The organism is Micromonospora sp. RB23, assembly GCF_053585025.1.
This window is the reverse complement of the sequence record NZ_CM132111.1, coordinates 1,240,644-1,255,319: the sequence shown is the minus strand read 5'-3', so window position 1 is coordinate 1,255,319 and position 14,676 is coordinate 1,240,644. Positions and strand designations below refer to the sequence as shown.

The window sequence follows — 14,676 nt, the reverse complement described above, 5'->3', positions numbered from 1 at the left end:
CGGGTAGGCCGATCGACGCGTGCGCGGCCCACACTCCACCACGTCAACCCATGTGGGTCAGCCCGCCCGGTGCGCCTGGATGGCACGGCGGCGGGCCAGGCGGTGCTCGCGGCGGATCTCCGCCTCCCGGTACCGGCGTTCGTCCTCCGGCGTCTCCGGCAGCACCGGGCGGACCGTGCGCGGCGCGCCGCCGACGTCCACCCCGACGAAGACCAGGTACGCGGTGGCGACCCGCACCGGCGCGTCCTCGGCCGAGTCCCACCGCTCGGCGACCACCCGCACTCCCACCTCCATCGAGGTCTGCCCGGTCCAGTTGACCTGGGCGTGCGCGTGCACCAGGTCACCGACCCGGACGGCCTCCGAGAAGACGATCTCGTCGATCGCCGCCGTGACCGCCGTCCCGCCGCTGTGCCGGGCGGCGGCGGCGCCCGCCACGTCGTCGACGAACTTCATCAGGACCCCGCCGTGAACAGTTCCGTAGAGGTTGACGTCCACCGCAGTCATGATCTTGCTGAGGGTGACACGGGAGTACGACGTCGGTTTGCCGGTCGGAGCGGCGGAGAGGTGCTCGGTCATGGCGGAAACGGTACGGTGCGCGGATGCGACATCTCTGGAGCTTCCTCGCCGGGTTGGTGGTGGCACCCATCACGTGGGCGCTTGTCACACTCGGGCAGGACGGGTCGAGCCGGACGGTCGACCGCTGGGTGGAGATCGGCACCTTCAACACCGCCAACCTGATCGAGCCGGCCGTGTACCTCGGCGTCGGCGGTGTCCTGCTCGGGCTGCTCGGCACACTGCGTTTCTCGCCGGCGGGCCCACTGGTGGCCGGGCTGCTGCTGGTCACCCCGTACATCGGGATGTTCGTGGCGCCGTTCGAGGTGCGCGACGCGATCCCGCACGAGTGGAAGGTGTTCGGCGACCCGCTGCCGCTGCGGCTGCCGGTCGAGAACGGCACGCTCTTCCTGATCGGTCTGCTGCTGTTGATGGCGACGTTCAGCGGTCAACGCTGGCGGCGGTGGCCGCAGCCGGTGACCGAGCCGGCCGCCACCCCGGCGCCGGCGGACGCGCCGCGCGGTGACGACTTCACCCTGACCGACTGGTCGTCGTCCGAGTCGGCGGAGCGCGACACCGCACCGCTGACCCTGGGCTACCCGGCCGATCCGACGCCGACCGAGCCGCTGCCCCGCCGGGTGGGCGGCGAGTCACCGTGGTCCGCGCCACCACGCGGTCAGTCGCGGCCCGAGGACACCACCGAGATCCGCTGACCGTCGGGCGGGCCGGAGAACCGGCCCGCCCGACCACACCACCGGCGTGAGCAGCGCTAGTGCACGGCGACGGCCAGGTCCGCGTCCACCACGCCGAGGGCGGCGCGGGGCACGACCAGGACCATGACCGCCAGCGCCGCGGCCATGCCGCCCGCGATGACGATCGCCATCGGTACGCTGCCCGTCCCGAACAGGCCGGCCAGGGGCGCCGACAGCGCGCCGACGCCGAACTGGACGGCACCGAGCAGCGCCGCTGCCGTACCGGCCGCCTCGCTGTGCCGGCTCATGGCCAGCGCCGGCGCGTTCGGCAGGGCCAGACCGGCCGCGGCCAGCACCAGCCACAGCGACGCGAGCAGGGTGCCCAGGCCGCCGATGCCGGTGGCGGCGAACAGCACCAGCAGCAGCCCGGCCGCCGTTCCCGCGATCAGGGCGCCGACGAGGATCTGCTGTGGGGTGTAGCGCCGCAGCAGCCGTACGTTGAACTGGGTGGCCCCGATCAGGCCCACCGCGCCGGCGCCGAAGGCCAGGCCGAACTGCTGCTCGTCGAGGCCGTACTCCTGTTGCAGGACGAAGGACGACCCGGCGACGTACGCGAACAGCGATGCCATGGCCAGCCCGGCGACCAGCACCAACCCGACGAACGCCCGGTCGTTCACCAGCGCCCGGTAGTCACGCAGGGTCGCCGCCACGCCGCCGTGCCGGCGGCGCGACACGTCGAGGGTCTCCGGCAGCTTCACCGCCGCGACGACGATCAGCAACGCGCCCAGTACGGCCAACGCCGCGAACACGCCCCGCCACTCGGTCCAGCGCAGCAGCCCGCTGCCCAGTGTCGGCGCGAGGACCGGCGCGAGCCCCATGACCAGCATCAACCGGGAGAAGATCCGCGCGAACGACGCGCCGCTGAACAGGTCGCGGACGACGGCCGTCGCGACCACGGTGGCGGCGGCGACGCCGAGTCCCTGGAGGACGCGCAGCACGCCCAGCACGGCGATGTTCGGCGCGAAGACGCACAGCACGGAGGCCACGATGTGCGCGGCGAGCCCGGCCAGCAGTGGAATCCGCCGGCCGACCACGTCGGAGACCGGCCCGATCAGCAGCTGGCCCAGCGCGAGGCCGATCAGGGTGCCGGTCAGCGTCAACTGCACGGCCGTCTCGGTGGTCTGCAGGCCGGCGGTGATGGCCGGCAGCGCCGGCAGGTACATGTCGATGGTCAGGGGTCCGATGGCGATCAACGCGCCGAGCACGAGCACGAGTTGCACGCGCTGGCGGTTGGTCATCAGGTCGCCGGGCAGCACATCCGGCTCGGGGGCGGTCTTCTCCACCAACTGCTTCGTCATCTCGATCTCTCTGGTTCGGGTCGTACGTCGTGGACGAGCGGTGGCGGGGATTGGTTTCGGTGATTGTCATGTGCAGACAACGTCTCAGGGCCCTGTGACATCCCCGATGTGGGAGGGCTCACGTGCGCACGCCGGCAGCCCCACCGCCGGTCGACGGTGGGGCTGTCGGGTTCTGATCAGGCGTCGGTCAGACGACGCCGGCGAGCAGCTGTCGCGCCATGACGATGCGCTGCACCTGGTTGGTGCCCTCGTAGATCTGGGTGATCTTGGCGTCGCGCATCATCCGCTCGACCGGGTAGTCGCGGGTGTAGCCGTAGCCGCCCAGCAACTGCACCGCGTCCGTGGTGATCTCCATGGCGGCGTCCGAGGCGAAGCACTTGGCCGCCGCGCCGAAGTAGGTCAGGTCGGCGTCGCCCCGCTCGGACTTGCCGGCGGCGGCGTACGTGAGCTGCCGGGCCGCCTCCAGCTTCATGCCCATGTCGGCGAGCATGAACTGGATGCCCTGGAACTCGGCGACCGCCTTGCCGAACTGACGGCGCTCGGCGACGTACCCCTTGGCGTAGTCGAGCGCGCCCTGCGCGATCCCGACGGCCTGGGCGGCGATGGTGACCCGGGTGTGGTCCAGGGTCTTCATGGCGGTGGCGAAGCCGGTGCCCTCCGCGCCGATCATCCGGTCGGCGGGGATCCGCACGTTGTCGAGGTAGACCTCGCGGGTCGGCGAGCCCTTGATGCCGAGCTTCTTCTCCGGCGCACCGAAGCTGACGCCCGGGTCGGACTTCTCGACCACGAAGGCGGAAATGCCCCGGGAGCGGGCGGCGGGGTCGGTGACGGCGAAGACGGTGTAGAACTCCGAGACGCCGGCGTTGGTGATCCAGCGCTTCACGCCGTTGAGGACCCAGTGATCCCCGTCACGAACGGCGCGGGTGGTCATCGACGCCGCGTCGCTGCCCGCCTCCGGCTCGGAGAGGCAGTACGAGAACATGGCGTCGCCCGCCGCGACCGCCGTCAGGTAGCGGCGCTTGATCTCGTCGGAGCCGGCCAGCAGCAGCGGCATCGTGCCGAGCTTGTTCACGGCCGGGATCAGCGAGGAGGACGCGCAGGCGCGTGCCACCTCCTCGATCACGATGGCGGTGGCCAGGGCATCCGCGCCCGCCCCGCCGTACTCCTCGGGGATGTGCGGGGCGTGGAAGTCGGCGGCCCGCAGCGCGTCGTAGGACGCCTTCGGGAACTCGCCGGTCTCGTCGGCCTCGGCGGCGTGCGGCGCCACCTTGGCGGCGCAGACCTCCCGGACCGCCTCCCGGATGGCCTCGTGCTCCTCCGGCAACCGGTAGACGTCGAACGACTCCCCTGCGGCCATGTCGGCCCCTCCCCTTCACCGCTATCATGCGCAGTCTGTGGCCTCCCCTGACCGCCGACCGCGCAGACTGAAGGATAGCGACTGCAGTTCAGGTGATGTTACCGGCGCGTAGGTATGGGCAGAACGGAGCACCCGCGCCGCTGGGCGATGATGGAAGCAGACAGTTGAGCCACCCCTCCGGTGCCCGCCCAGGCGCCGCAGCAGAATGCGACGCGACGACGCGCCGCCAGTGCGAGCGGAGAAGACAGGCGTGACGATCCCCTACCCCACCATCCAGCCGACCCCCGCCATCGCCGCGGTGACACCGCCCTCGGGCGCGCCTCGGCCGCGGGTGACGTTCCTGGGGACCGGTTACCTCGGTGCGACGTACGCCATCTGCTACGCCGAGCTGGGCTACGAGGTGCTCGGGTTCGACGTCGACGCGGACAAGATCGCGATGCTGAACGCCGGCGAGGTGCCGATCCACGAGCCCGGCCTGGACGAGTTGCTCAAGCGCAACCTGGCCGCCGGCCGGCTGCGGTTCTCGACCGACATGGCCGAGACCGCCGAGTTCGGTGACGTGCACTTCATCTGCGTCGGCACCCCCCAGCGGGCCGACGGGATGGGCGCCGACCTGTCGTACGTCGAGGCGTCGGTGACCGGCCTCGCCCAGCACCTGACCCGCAAGGCGCTCATCGTCGGCAAGTCGACCGTGCCGGTGGGGACCGCCGAGTGGGTCGAGCAGCTCGTGGGCAAGCACACCCACGACGACCTGGGCGTCGAGGTGGCGTGGAGCCCCGAGTTCCTCCAGGAGGGCTTCGCCGTCGACGACGTCCTGCGGCCCAACCGGATCGTGGTCGGCGTGAAGAGCGAGTGGGCCAACGGCATGCTCTACGCCGCGCACAAGGGCGTCTTCGACCTGGCCGCCACCGAGGACCGCGAGGTGCCCCTGGTGGTCACCGACTTCGCCACGGCCGAGCTGGTCAAGGTCGCGGCGAACGCCTTCCTGGCCACCAAGATCTCGTTCATCAACGCGATGGCCGAGGTCTGCGAGGCCAGCGGCGGCGACGTCACGCAGCTCGCCCGGGCCATCGGGTACGACCCGCGCATCGGCAACCGTTTCCTCCAGGCCGGCCTCGGCTTCGGTGGCGCCTGCCTGCCCAAGGACATCCGCGCCTTCCAGGCCCGCGCGCAGGAACTGGGCGCGGGCGAGGCGCTGCGCTTCCTGCACGAGGTCGACCTGATCAACCTGCGCCGGCGGACCCGCGTGCTCCAGCTCGCGGCCGACCTGCTCGGCCGCCGATCCGGGCCGGCCGGCCCGGACTTCTCCGGCACCCGCATCGCCGTGCTGGGCGCGACCTTCAAGCCCAACACCGACGACGTCCGCGACGCCCCGGCGCTCGCCGTCGCCGCGCTGTTGCAGAAGGCCGGAGCCGACGTGCACGTGTACGACCCGCAGGGCACCGAGAACGCCCGCCGCGCGGTGCCCGAGCTGACCTACGAGCCCGGCATCAACGAGGCGGTCGCCGGCGCCGACCTGGTCTGCGTCCTCACCGAGTGGGCGGACTTCCGCAACGCCGACCCGGTCGCCCTGGGCGAGCTGGTCGGCGGACGCAAGGTCGTCGACGGGCGCAACTGCCTCGACTCGGCACTGTGGACCCAGGCCGGCTGGGAGTACCGGGGCATGGGCCGCCCCTGACGATCCACCACTCATCGGCCGGCCGCGAAGCGCTCCACGCGGCCGGCCGATGATGTTGTTTGCCCCGGACCCGCCGACAAGTGTCGAAATCCGCGCCAGCTTTGGGCATGCTGCGACAGTGGAAGTCCACAGTGCGGCGGGTGGAGGGGTGTCGTGGCGACCTTTCAATGCTCCTCGTGCGGCCGGGAGATCAAGCCGGCCGTGCACTGCCCGCACTGCGGGGCCGACCAGCCACAGTGGGTGGAACACCTGGCGGACATCGAGCGCTCGATAGCGGAGATGAAGGCGCGCGACGCCGCCATCGCCCGCGAACAGCGGCAGATCGCCGCGAAGATGCAGGCCGCGCTCTTTCAGCGGGACATCCTCGCCCATGCCGGTGAGGAGCGGATCAAGCAGGCCACCCGGCCCCGCCGGGTACTGCGCCGCCGTCCCGGTCGCCGCCCGCCGACGGCCACCACGACCGGCGCGCCGCCGCCCCGGGTTCCGCGCCAGGGCACGCCGCCCGTCCCGGAAGACCCGCCGCCGCCCCCGCCCCGGGCGTCCTGGCTGGACGCCGACGACCCCGAACACCCGCCGGAGGCGTCCAGCCGGGAGGTGCAGAACATCCCGCTCGGGCTGGGCGCGCTGCTGCTCGCCGTGGCCGCGGTCGTCTTCGCCGCGGTGGCGACCAGCTCGATGGACGCGCTGGCCCGCCTCGGTGTCCTGCTGCTCGCCACGGCGCTGATGCTGCTGGCCCCGCCGGCGCTGGCCCGACGCGGGCTCACCTCCACCGCGGAGACGATCTCGGCGGTGGGCCTGCTGCTCGTGCCGTTGGCCGGCTACGCGCTGTGGGCGGTGGACCGGATCGGCAGCGGTACGTCGGGCGCCGTCTTCGCCGGGTTGATCTTCGCGGCGACCGCCGCCGTGTCCGTCGGGTACGCCGCCGGGACAGGTCTGCGCGCACCCCGCTTCGCGACCGTGGTGGCCGCGCAGCCGGTCCTGCCGCTGCTCGCGTACGACCGGATCACCGGGCCGGCCGGCTGGGCGCTGGTGCTGACCCTGGTGGCCCTGCTCGACCTCTGGCTGGCCCGCTCGCCCATCGTGGCGGAGCGCCCCGCCCGGCAGGACCTGTCCCAGCCGGCCCCGCCGTCGACGACGCCCCGGGAACGCGACGCCGAGGCCCGGCCGGAGGGCGACCCGGAGGAGGCCGGCGAGGTGCTCGACGCCGACCCGGGCCCCGCCGACACGCGGCCCGCCCGCCCGGTGCCCGGGCTGCGCGAGCTGACCTGGTCGCTGCACGCGGTGGCCGTCGCGGTCGCCCTGGCGTACGCGGTCACCGCGCTGCTGCGGGCGCAGGCCGTGCCGACGGCGACCGGTGCCGGACTGGTGCTCCTGCTGGCCGCCGTCGTCGGGCTGGCCGGCGCGCTGGTGCTGCGCCGCCCCCCGCTGCCCGACGTGGCGGCCGGCATCGTCACCCTGGCCGTGATCGGCGCGTTCGGCCGGGTCGCCTCCGTGGCCCTGCCCGGCCAGGCGTTGCTGCTGATCGCGGCGGTGATCACGGCGACCGGCCTCGCGGTACGCGCGATCCCCGAGGCCGCCCGCCGTGGCCCGCAGATCGCCTCGGCGGTAGCGCTGACCGTCAGCGGACTGGTGGTCGCCGGAGGAGCCCTGCGGGCGGGCGTCGCCCCCGTCCGGGCGGCACTGCCCGCCTGGGACGCCGACCTCGACCGGCACGCCGCCGAGCTGGCCGCCTCCGTCGGCCCGACCACGTGGCAGCTCGCCGCCGCCGCCTTCCTGCTCACCATCGCGGCGATGCTGGCCCTGCCACCGGAGATCCGCCGCGAGTTCGCGGTCGCCGGCGCGGCGCTGACGGCGCTCGCCGTACCGGCGTCGTTCGGCCTCGGTTGGGCAGCCGCCCCCTGGCCGATGGTGATCACCGCGATCGGCATCGGAGTTCTCGGCCTCTCCGCGCGTACCCCCCGGGCCGCCCTGGCCCACGGGGTCGGCGCCGCCGTCGTGGGCCTGTTCGGCGCGGGCGCCGGCCTGTCCCGGCCCGCGCTCACGGCCGCGGTCCTGCTCGCCCTCTTCGCGGCCGGCGCGCTGGTCGCGTTGGCGCCCCGGGTCCGGATCGCCTCGGCCGCCGCCGAGACGGTCACCGACTGGGCCGCCGGGGGCGCGGCCTTCGCGCTGCCCGGCGCGGTGGCCGCGTTCGTGGCCGCCACCGTGCCCGTGGACGAGACCCCCACCCCGGCCAGCCTGCGCGAGGCGACCGTCCCGGTGCTCGCGGCGAGCTTCCTGGCCGTCTGTGTGACCCTCGGGTACGCGGCGATGGTGCAGGTCTCCCAGCGGCGCATCCCGGTGCCCCTGTCGGTCGGCACCGGAATGGGCGGGCTCGTCGTCACCGCCGCCGCCTTCGGCGCGCCCGGCGCCACCGTCGCCGACGCCTGGGTCGGGGCGCTCCTGCTGATCGCCGCGGTGCTGCTCTTCCTGGCCCCCTCGATCGACGCCGGCCGCCGCTCCGACCTCACCCTGGACGGCTCGGACCTGGCCGCCGCGGCGGTGACCACCGCACTGATCGCCACGATGGTGCGGATCGCCGCGGTTCTCGCCCCGGGTGGGCAGTTGGCCGTGGCCGCCGGCCTGGTCCTGGTCGTCGCCGTGGCCGCCCGCGCCATGCCCGAGGAGTGGCGACGCGGCCCCATCCTCGGCATCGCCGTCGGCGGCCTACTCATCGGGGTGCTCGCCGGTTGGACGGCGCTGCGCGGTGGCGTCGGCGTGCTGGCCACGCCGGGGCCGATCTGGAACGGCGACCTGAGCAACTGGCCGGCGGCGCCGACCGGCGGCTCGACCTGGCAGGCGCCGATCGCGCTGCTGCTGCTGGCCGTCGCCGCCGGCGTCCTGCTGCCACCGCCCTGGCGCTGGGACGCGTCCGGCGTGGCCGTGGTGCTCGCCACCATCGGAGCGCCGGCCGCGTTCAACCTGCCCTGGTGGTCACCGGTGCTGGTCGGAGCGATGGTCGCCACCGTCTTCGGAATGGCGGCGGTGGCCACCGAGGAGCCGCGCGCCGGGCTGTCCCGAGCCACCGTGGCCGGGGTGGTCGCGCTGCACGGGGCCGGCGCCGGGCTGGTCCGCCCGTGGACCACCGCGCTGGCGCTGGGCAGCATCGCGCTGATCGGTATCGTCGTGGCCACGCTGGCACGCGTCCTCGCCCGGCCCCAGGTGACCGACCTGGAGACCGAGGGCATGCCGCCGCACCTGGCGCAGATCGGTGGCGCGGCGGCGGGTGCCGCGCTGCTGGCGTTGCCCGGCGCGGTGGCGGCACTGGCCGTCGAGTTCCAGCACTCGGCACAGGTGGTGCTGACCGCCGCGCTGGCCGCGTCGAGCCTCGGTCTGGCCGGTGTGGCCGCCGTACGCCGGCACGTGCCGCAGTACCTGCCCTGGGTCAGTGTGGCCGTGGTCGGCGGCGCGAGCATCAGCGCGGTCGCCGCCATCCCCACCGGGCTTCCCGTCGGGGTCTACGCGGCCGCCGCCGCGCTGCTCGGCGTCCTCGCCGAACTGGTCCGCGCGGCGACCGTGCCGCCCACCGCCGCCGCCCAGCCGGTCCGCCGCTGGGCGGTGCTGCTCGACGGGGCGCTTCGCCGGCTACCGGACGACCCGGATCGGCGACGGTGGCGGGTCAGCCCTTCGGCCGGCGCTCTCGCGGCCGCCGCGCTGCCGACCGCCCTGGCCGTCGCGTCGATCGCACCCACGCTGGTCTTCGCCCTCGTCGAGCCGCAGCGCACGTTGCGCCGGATCTGGCAGGGCCCACCGCCGGAGCTGCTCACCCCGCCGCCGGACGTGGTCAACCCGACCCACGTGCTCACCGCGCTGCTGCTCACGGCGACGGCCGCACTGGCCGCCACCGGTTTCAGCGGCGGACGGCGGTCCCGTGCCGTACCGGTGGTGCTACCCGGAGCCGCCGTGACGCTGCTGATCGCGCCCATCGCGTTGGGCAGCAGGTGGCCGGCGAGCACACTCGCCGCGCTGTCCGTGTTCACCATCGCCATGCTCGGTCTCGCCCTGACCCCGCCGCCGCCGCTCGTGGAGCCGGCCCGCTCGCTGCGGCTGGCCCGGGTGCTGGTGTTCGTCATCGGCCTGGCCGCCGGTGGCGCCGGACTGGCCGGCAGCCTGGCCGAACGGCAACTGACCCTGTTCACCCTCGGCGGCGCGGTCGGCGTCGGGGCGGTGGCGGCCCTGTTCGGCACCACCCAGCGGGCCCGCATCCTCGGCTGGCTGTTCGCCTCGATCATGGCCCAGCTCTTCGTGCTCACCGCCGGCCTGGTCGCCGGGCTGGCCGCGGTCTGGTCCGCGTTCGGGGTACTCGCCGTCGGCGCGGTCCTCCAGGTGCTCGCGGCGACCCTGCCCCAACTGCGCCGCCCCGAGGCGCAGCGCGAGGCGTCCACCGTGCAGTGGAGCGGGTACGCGGCGGCCCTGATCGCGCTGGCGCTCGCCTTCGACTCGCCACGGCACATCGCCGCCCTGCTGGCCGCCTGGGGCGCCGTCCTCGGCGTGGCGGCGACCCGACCCGGTCGACGTCCCGTGGAGCGTCGGATCCTCTTCTGGGCTGTGGTGTTCTGCGAGATCACCGCCTGGTGGATCCTGATGCGCGTCGCCGACGTGGCGCTGCCCGAGGCGTACACGCTGCCGTTCGCCGCGCTGGCCCTGCTGGTCGGTGTGCTGGAACTGCGCCACCGGCCGGACCTGAGCAGCTGGGTGGCGTACGGACCGGCGCTGGTCGCCGCGTTCCTGCCGACGCTGGCGATCGTGCTCGCCACCGAATCCAGCACGCTGCGGCAGATGCTGCTGCTGCTCGGCGCGGTGGCGGTGCTGATCTTCGGATCGTCCAGCCGGCAACAGGCGCCGGTGATCGTCGGCGCGTCGGTCACCGCAATCGCCGCGATCCACGCGCTCGTCAGCCTCGGGCCGTGGCTGGCGCTGATCCCCGTCGGCATCCTGCTGCTCGTCCTCGGCGCCAGCAACGAACGCCGCCGCCGCGCCCAGGAACGCCTCCAGACCGCCCTACGCGGCATGAGATGAACCGGAGGGTCCCTGCGGCGTGGGTGAGGAGGGACGGTGGGTGTGCCGAGCCGTCGGTCGGTCACCGGTGGGTGTGCCGAGACCGCCGGGGCTTTCGGCGATCTTGCACTTTCTGTCGCCGCGTAGCTGGACAAATGCCGCATAGAAACCACCGAAAGTGCAAGATCGCGGTGACCCATTGGGCGCCGGTCCTAGCGGGCCAGGCGGTCCAGCAGCTCGTCGAGTAGTGCGCGTTCGCCGGGGGTGAGGTCGCCCGGGTCGTTGGCGACCAGCGCACGCAGCGTCAGGGCGGCACTCGTACGGGTCGCGGGGGCCTCGGCGGAGGGCGCGCGCAGGACGCCGGCCAGCGCGGCCTCGCGGACCCGTCGGGACAGCCCGAAATCCGGCTCCGGCTGGCTGATTAACGTGAGCGTGATGCCGACGTTGGCGGCGAGCACCTGCTCGGCGGCGTCCTCCACCGGCACCTTGAGCAGGCCCTGGGCCGCGGTGTCGGTGAACCGCTGGCGCAACGCGGCGTGCGCGGGTGCGGTCACGGCGCAGGGCTTTCCCGGCTCGACGCGCCCGTAGAGCAGCCCGTAGAACGACGGATGCTCCAGCCCGAACCGTACGTGCTTGTCCCAGCCCTCACGCAGGTCCTCCAGCGGGTCGCCGGAGCTCTCGACCGCCGTGTACTGGGTGAAACCGTGGTTCACCACGGCGTCGATCAGGCCCTGCTTGTTGCCGAAGTGGTGGTACAGCGTCGGGGCCTGCACGCCGGCGCGCTCGCACACCGCCCGCGTGGACATCGTGCCGCCGGACTGCAGCAACTCCGCCGCGGCCAGCAGGAGTCGATCTCGTGCGTTCTGCATGCTTGCTATAGTAGCTTACATAGCGCTACATTGCGTTCTATAGCGAGAGGAGAGGTCCATGAGGACTTGGTTCATCACGGGTGGGACGCCCGGAGGGTTCGGCCTGGTCTACGCGGAGGCGGCGCTGGAACAGGGCGATCGGGTGGCGGTTACCGCCCGTCGACCCGCCGAGCTGCTGGAATGGGCCGAACCGTACGGCGACCGTGTGCTCGTTCTCCCGCTCGACGTCACTGATGCCAACCAGGTGCGTGCGACGGTCAAGACGGCAGAGGCGCGGTTCGGCGGGATCGACGTGCTCGTCAACAACGCGGGTCGGGGCTGGTACGGCTCGGTCGAGGGAGCCCCGGACGAGATCGTCCGCCGCACGTTCGACCTCAACCTGTTCGCCGTGGTCGAGGTGATGCGCGCGGTCCTGCCAGGCATGCGGGCACGCGGCGACGGCTGGATCGTGAACATGTCATCGGTGGCGGGCCTCGTCGGCGCGGAAGGGTTCGGCTACTACGCGGCGGCGAAGTTCGCGCTCGAAGGACTGTCGGAGACACTGCGCCAGGAAGTCGAGCCGTTCGGTGTGCGGGTCCTCGTCGTCGAGCCGGGTGCGTTCCGCACCAAGGCCTTCGCCTACTTCCAGAACGAGCCCGTCAACGAGACCGTCGACGCCTACGTGTCGATGGTCGAGGGCGTCAAGGCGGCGTTCGTGGCACATGACGGCAACCAGGCCGGCGATCCTGTCCGTGGGGTGCAGGCCGTGATCACCGCGATGAACGCGCCCGTTCCACCGAAGCGAATCGTGCTCGGCAACTCCGGGTACGACGCCGTTGTCGCAATGCACGAGAACGCACTGGCGGAACTGCGCGCGAACGAGAAGCTTTCCCGCAGTGCGGACTTCTGAGCCGGCCAGCACCTCGAACTGATCGCCAGGCTGCGGCCCACGCGCCGTCGCGGACGGACTCATCACCCCTGCCGAGATTCACCACCACGCGCCCGTGTCCGGGCACTCGAAGAAACCGGAGAGCAGACATGAACGACATCACCCTGCCCAAGGCCATCGACAACTTCGTCGCGGCCACCAACGCGCACGACGCGGATGAACTGGTCGCGGTATTCGGCGACGGAGCCGCCGTGCGCGACGACGGGAAGACCTGGGCCGGCGAGGCCGAGATCCGCGAGTGGATCCAGGGGCACCTGATCGACCCCAGGGTCGTGCTCACGCCGACCTCGTTCGCGGACGATCGGCTGGTGGCCTCCGCGGACGGCGACTTCCCCGGCGGGCCGCTGCCCTTCGCATTCGTGTTCGGCGTCAAGAACGACCAGGTCACCAGCCTCGCGATCGACCCAGCCTGATCCACCACCGGCCGGGGCGGCATGAGTGCTTCCCCGGCCCGGAAACGCGGTGATCAACCGATGGCTACGACGCCGACACGCCCTGGGGCAGGGTGGACTGGAGGGCCGCGTCCTTGGTCTTGATGAGCTGCTCCAGGTCCTGCTGGTAGGTGGCCATGCGGGTCCGCAGCGTCTCGTCGGACGCGCCGAGGATCCGTACGGCCAGCAGGCCGGCGTTGCGCGCGTTGCCGATCGACACGGTGGCCACCGGAATCCCCGCCGGCATCTGCACGATGGACAGCAGCGAGTCCATACCGTCAAGGTGCTTCAGCGGTACCGGCACGCCGATCACCGGCAACGGAGTCACCGAGGCGACCATGCCCGGCAGCGCGGCGGCGCCACCGGCACCGGCGATGATCACCTTGAGCCCGCGGTCGACGGCGTCGCGACCGTAATCGATCATCGCGACCGGGGTCCGGTGTGCCGAGATGACCCGCACCTCGTACGACACCTCGAAGTCGTCGAGCACCTCGGCGGCAGCGCGCATGGTCGGCCAGTCCGAGTCGCTGCCCATGATCAAACCGACCGTGGTCACCGGAGTCCTCCTTGGTTCGCCGCCACCGGGGTCACTCGTGCCCCGCCTGGAGCCAGCGTGCGGCCCGCGCCGCCCGCGCCCGTACGTCGTCCAGGTCGTCGCCGAGCACCGTGACGTGCCCGATCTTGCGGCCGGGGCGTACCTGCTTGCCGTAGAGGTGCACCTTGGCGCCCGGCTCGGCGGCGAAGAGGTGGTGCAGCCGCTCGTCGATCGAGATCCCGCCCGGCTCGCCACCCAGCACGTTCGCCGACACGACGACCGGCGCGGTCAGCGCGGTGTCACCCATCGGGTAGTCCAGCACCGCCCGCACGTGCTGCTCGAACTGGGAGGTGCGGGCACCCTCGATGGTCCAGTGCCCCGAGTTGTGCGGACGCATCGCCAACTCGTTGACCACGATCGCCGGCCGACCGGCGTCGTCGCGCACCTCGAAGAGCTCCACGGCGAGCAGCCCGACCACACCGAGCGCGGTGGCCAGGTCGATGGCGAGCTGCTGGGCGGAGACCGCCAGTTCCTCGTCCAGGCCGGGCGCCGGTGCCAGCACCTCGACGTTGATGCCGTCGCGCTGGACCGTCTCGACCACCGGGTACGCGGCCACCTGGCCGAACGGGGAGCGGGCCACCTGCACGGCGAGTTCGCGGCGCAGCGGCACCCGCTCCTCGACGATCAGCCGGGTGCCGCCGGCGAGCAGCGTCGCGGCCAGCTCGGCGGCCTGGGAGGCGTCGTCCACCATCCAGACACCCCGACCGTCGTAGCCGCCCCGGGCCGCCTTGAGGACCACCGGCCAGCCGACCTGTTCACCGAAGTCGACCAGGTCGGCGGGGTCACCGACCGGCCGCCACGCCGGGTTGGGCGCGCCCAGCTCGCTGAGGCGTTCCCGCATGACCTGCTTGTCCTGGGCGTGCAGCAGGGCGTCCGCCGGCGGGTACAGGGTCACCCCTTCGGCCGTCAGCGTGCGGATGTGCTCGTTGGGCACGTGCTCGTGGTCGAAGGTGACCACGTCACAGCCCTTGGCGAAGGTGCGCAGGGCGGCCAGGTCGGTGTGGTCGCCGTACTGGACGTCGGCGGCGACCAGGGCCGCGCCGTCGTCCGGGGCGCTCGCGAGCACACGCAGTGACTGGCCGAGGGCGATCGCGGCCTGGTGGGTCATCCGGGCCAACTGGCCGCCACCCACCATGCCGACAACAGGCAGACCGGTACGGGAATCCATAGCGCGGCCAGCCT

11 protein-coding genes are annotated in these 14,676 nt (G+C 72.9%); 5 read left to right on the top strand and 6 right to left on the bottom strand.

Annotated elements, in window-relative coordinates:
• Positions 1-57 precede the first annotated feature (57 nt).
• Positions 58-576, bottom strand: a complete 519-nt coding sequence (locus ACTFTM_RS05850) for an acyl-CoA thioesterase (protein WP_007455764.1) — start codon at positions 574-576, stop codon at positions 58-60.
• A 23-nt stretch (positions 577-599) separates the two neighbouring features.
• Between ACTFTM_RS05850 and ACTFTM_RS05845 the strand changes: the two genes are divergently transcribed.
• Positions 600-1,265 (top strand): hypothetical protein, encoded by a 666-nt coding sequence (locus tag ACTFTM_RS05845; protein ID WP_449564828.1) that lies wholly within the window; start codon positions 600-602, stop codon positions 1,263-1,265.
• Positions 1,266-1,321: 56 nt separating this feature from the next.
• Here ACTFTM_RS05845 and ACTFTM_RS05840 read toward each other — a convergent pair whose 3' ends face one another.
• Together ACTFTM_RS05840 and ACTFTM_RS05835 are read right to left on the bottom strand one after the other, a co-directional pair.
• Positions 1,322-2,602: a multidrug effflux MFS transporter gene (locus ACTFTM_RS05840; RefSeq protein ID WP_449564827.1), complete on the bottom strand. Its 1,281-nt coding sequence runs from the start codon at positions 2,600-2,602 to the stop codon at positions 1,322-1,324.
• A gap of 187 nt (positions 2,603-2,789) precedes the next feature.
• Positions 2,790-3,959 carry an acyl-CoA dehydrogenase family protein gene (locus ACTFTM_RS05835; protein WP_449564826.1) on the bottom strand — a complete coding sequence of 390 codons (1,170 nt, stop codon included), beginning with the start codon at positions 3,957-3,959 and terminating at the stop codon, positions 2,790-2,792.
• A 250-nt stretch (positions 3,960-4,209) separates the two neighbouring features.
• Between ACTFTM_RS05835 and ACTFTM_RS05830 the strand changes: the two genes are divergently transcribed.
• Positions 4,210-5,637: a UDP-glucose dehydrogenase family protein gene (locus ACTFTM_RS05830; protein ID WP_449564824.1), complete on the top strand. Its 1,428-nt coding sequence runs from the start codon at positions 4,210-4,212 to the stop codon at positions 5,635-5,637.
• A 153-nt stretch (positions 5,638-5,790) separates the two neighbouring features.
• Positions 5,791-10,692, top strand: coding sequence for an SCO7613 C-terminal domain-containing membrane protein (locus ACTFTM_RS05825; protein WP_449564823.1), 4,902 nt, complete (start codon positions 5,791-5,793; stop codon positions 10,690-10,692).
• A gap of 191 nt (positions 10,693-10,883) precedes the next feature.
• Here the strand turns inward: ACTFTM_RS05825 and ACTFTM_RS05820 are convergent, their stop codons facing one another.
• Positions 10,884-11,540, bottom strand: a complete 657-nt coding sequence (locus ACTFTM_RS05820; protein ID WP_449564822.1) for a TetR/AcrR family transcriptional regulator — start codon at positions 11,538-11,540, stop codon at positions 10,884-10,886.
• 58 nt (positions 11,541-11,598) lie between these two features.
• Between ACTFTM_RS05820 and ACTFTM_RS05815 the strand changes: the two genes are divergently transcribed.
• Both ACTFTM_RS05815 and ACTFTM_RS05810 read left to right on the top strand, forming a co-directional pair.
• The gene (locus ACTFTM_RS05815) at positions 11,599-12,429 is read left to right on the top strand and encodes an SDR family NAD(P)-dependent oxidoreductase (protein ID WP_449564821.1); all 831 of its coding nucleotides are present in this window, start codon (positions 11,599-11,601) and stop codon (positions 12,427-12,429) included.
• Between the two features lie 128 nt (positions 12,430-12,557).
• Complete coding sequence (locus tag ACTFTM_RS05810; protein ID WP_449564820.1) at positions 12,558-12,881, top strand: nuclear transport factor 2 family protein; 324 nt, start codon at positions 12,558-12,560, stop codon at positions 12,879-12,881.
• 64 nt (positions 12,882-12,945) lie between these two features.
• Here ACTFTM_RS05810 and purE read toward each other — a convergent pair whose 3' ends face one another.
• Both purE and ACTFTM_RS05800 read right to left on the bottom strand, forming a co-directional pair.
• Complete coding sequence (gene purE / locus ACTFTM_RS05805) at positions 12,946-13,455, bottom strand: 5-(carboxyamino)imidazole ribonucleotide mutase (protein WP_449564819.1); 510 nt, start codon at positions 13,453-13,455, stop codon at positions 12,946-12,948.
• A gap of 31 nt (positions 13,456-13,486) precedes the next feature.
• Entirely contained in the window at positions 13,487-14,662 is a 1,176-nt protein-coding gene (locus ACTFTM_RS05800) for a 5-(carboxyamino)imidazole ribonucleotide synthase (protein WP_449564818.1), read from the bottom strand.
• Positions 14,663-14,676 lie beyond the last annotated feature (14 nt).

Bases quoted from the DNA above. Each gene is read 5' to 3' on its own strand.
- ACTFTM_RS05800 (WP_449564818.1), bottom strand. From the start codon at position 14,662: ATGGATTCCCGTACCGGTCTGCCTGTTGTCGGCATGGTGGGTGGCGGC.
- ACTFTM_RS05835 (WP_449564826.1), bottom strand. From the start codon at position 3,959: ATGGCCGCAGGGGAGTCGTTCGACGTCTACCGGTTGCCGGAGGAGCAC.
- ACTFTM_RS05845 (WP_449564828.1), top strand. From the start codon at position 600: ATGCGACATCTCTGGAGCTTCCTCGCCGGGTTGGTGGTGGCACCCATC.
- ACTFTM_RS05810 (WP_449564820.1), top strand. From the start codon at position 12,558: ATGAACGACATCACCCTGCCCAAGGCCATCGACAACTTCGTCGCGGCC.
- ACTFTM_RS05820 (WP_449564822.1), bottom strand. From the start codon at position 11,540: ATGCAGAACGCACGAGATCGACTCCTGCTGGCCGCGGCGGAGTTGCTG.
- ACTFTM_RS05840 (WP_449564827.1), bottom strand. From the start codon at position 2,602: ATGACGAAGCAGTTGGTGGAGAAGACCGCCCCCGAGCCGGATGTGCTG.
- ACTFTM_RS05850 (WP_007455764.1), bottom strand. From the start codon at position 576: ATGACCGAGCACCTCTCCGCCGCTCCGACCGGCAAACCGACGTCGTAC.
- ACTFTM_RS05815 (WP_449564821.1), top strand. From the start codon at position 11,599: ATGAGGACTTGGTTCATCACGGGTGGGACGCCCGGAGGGTTCGGCCTG.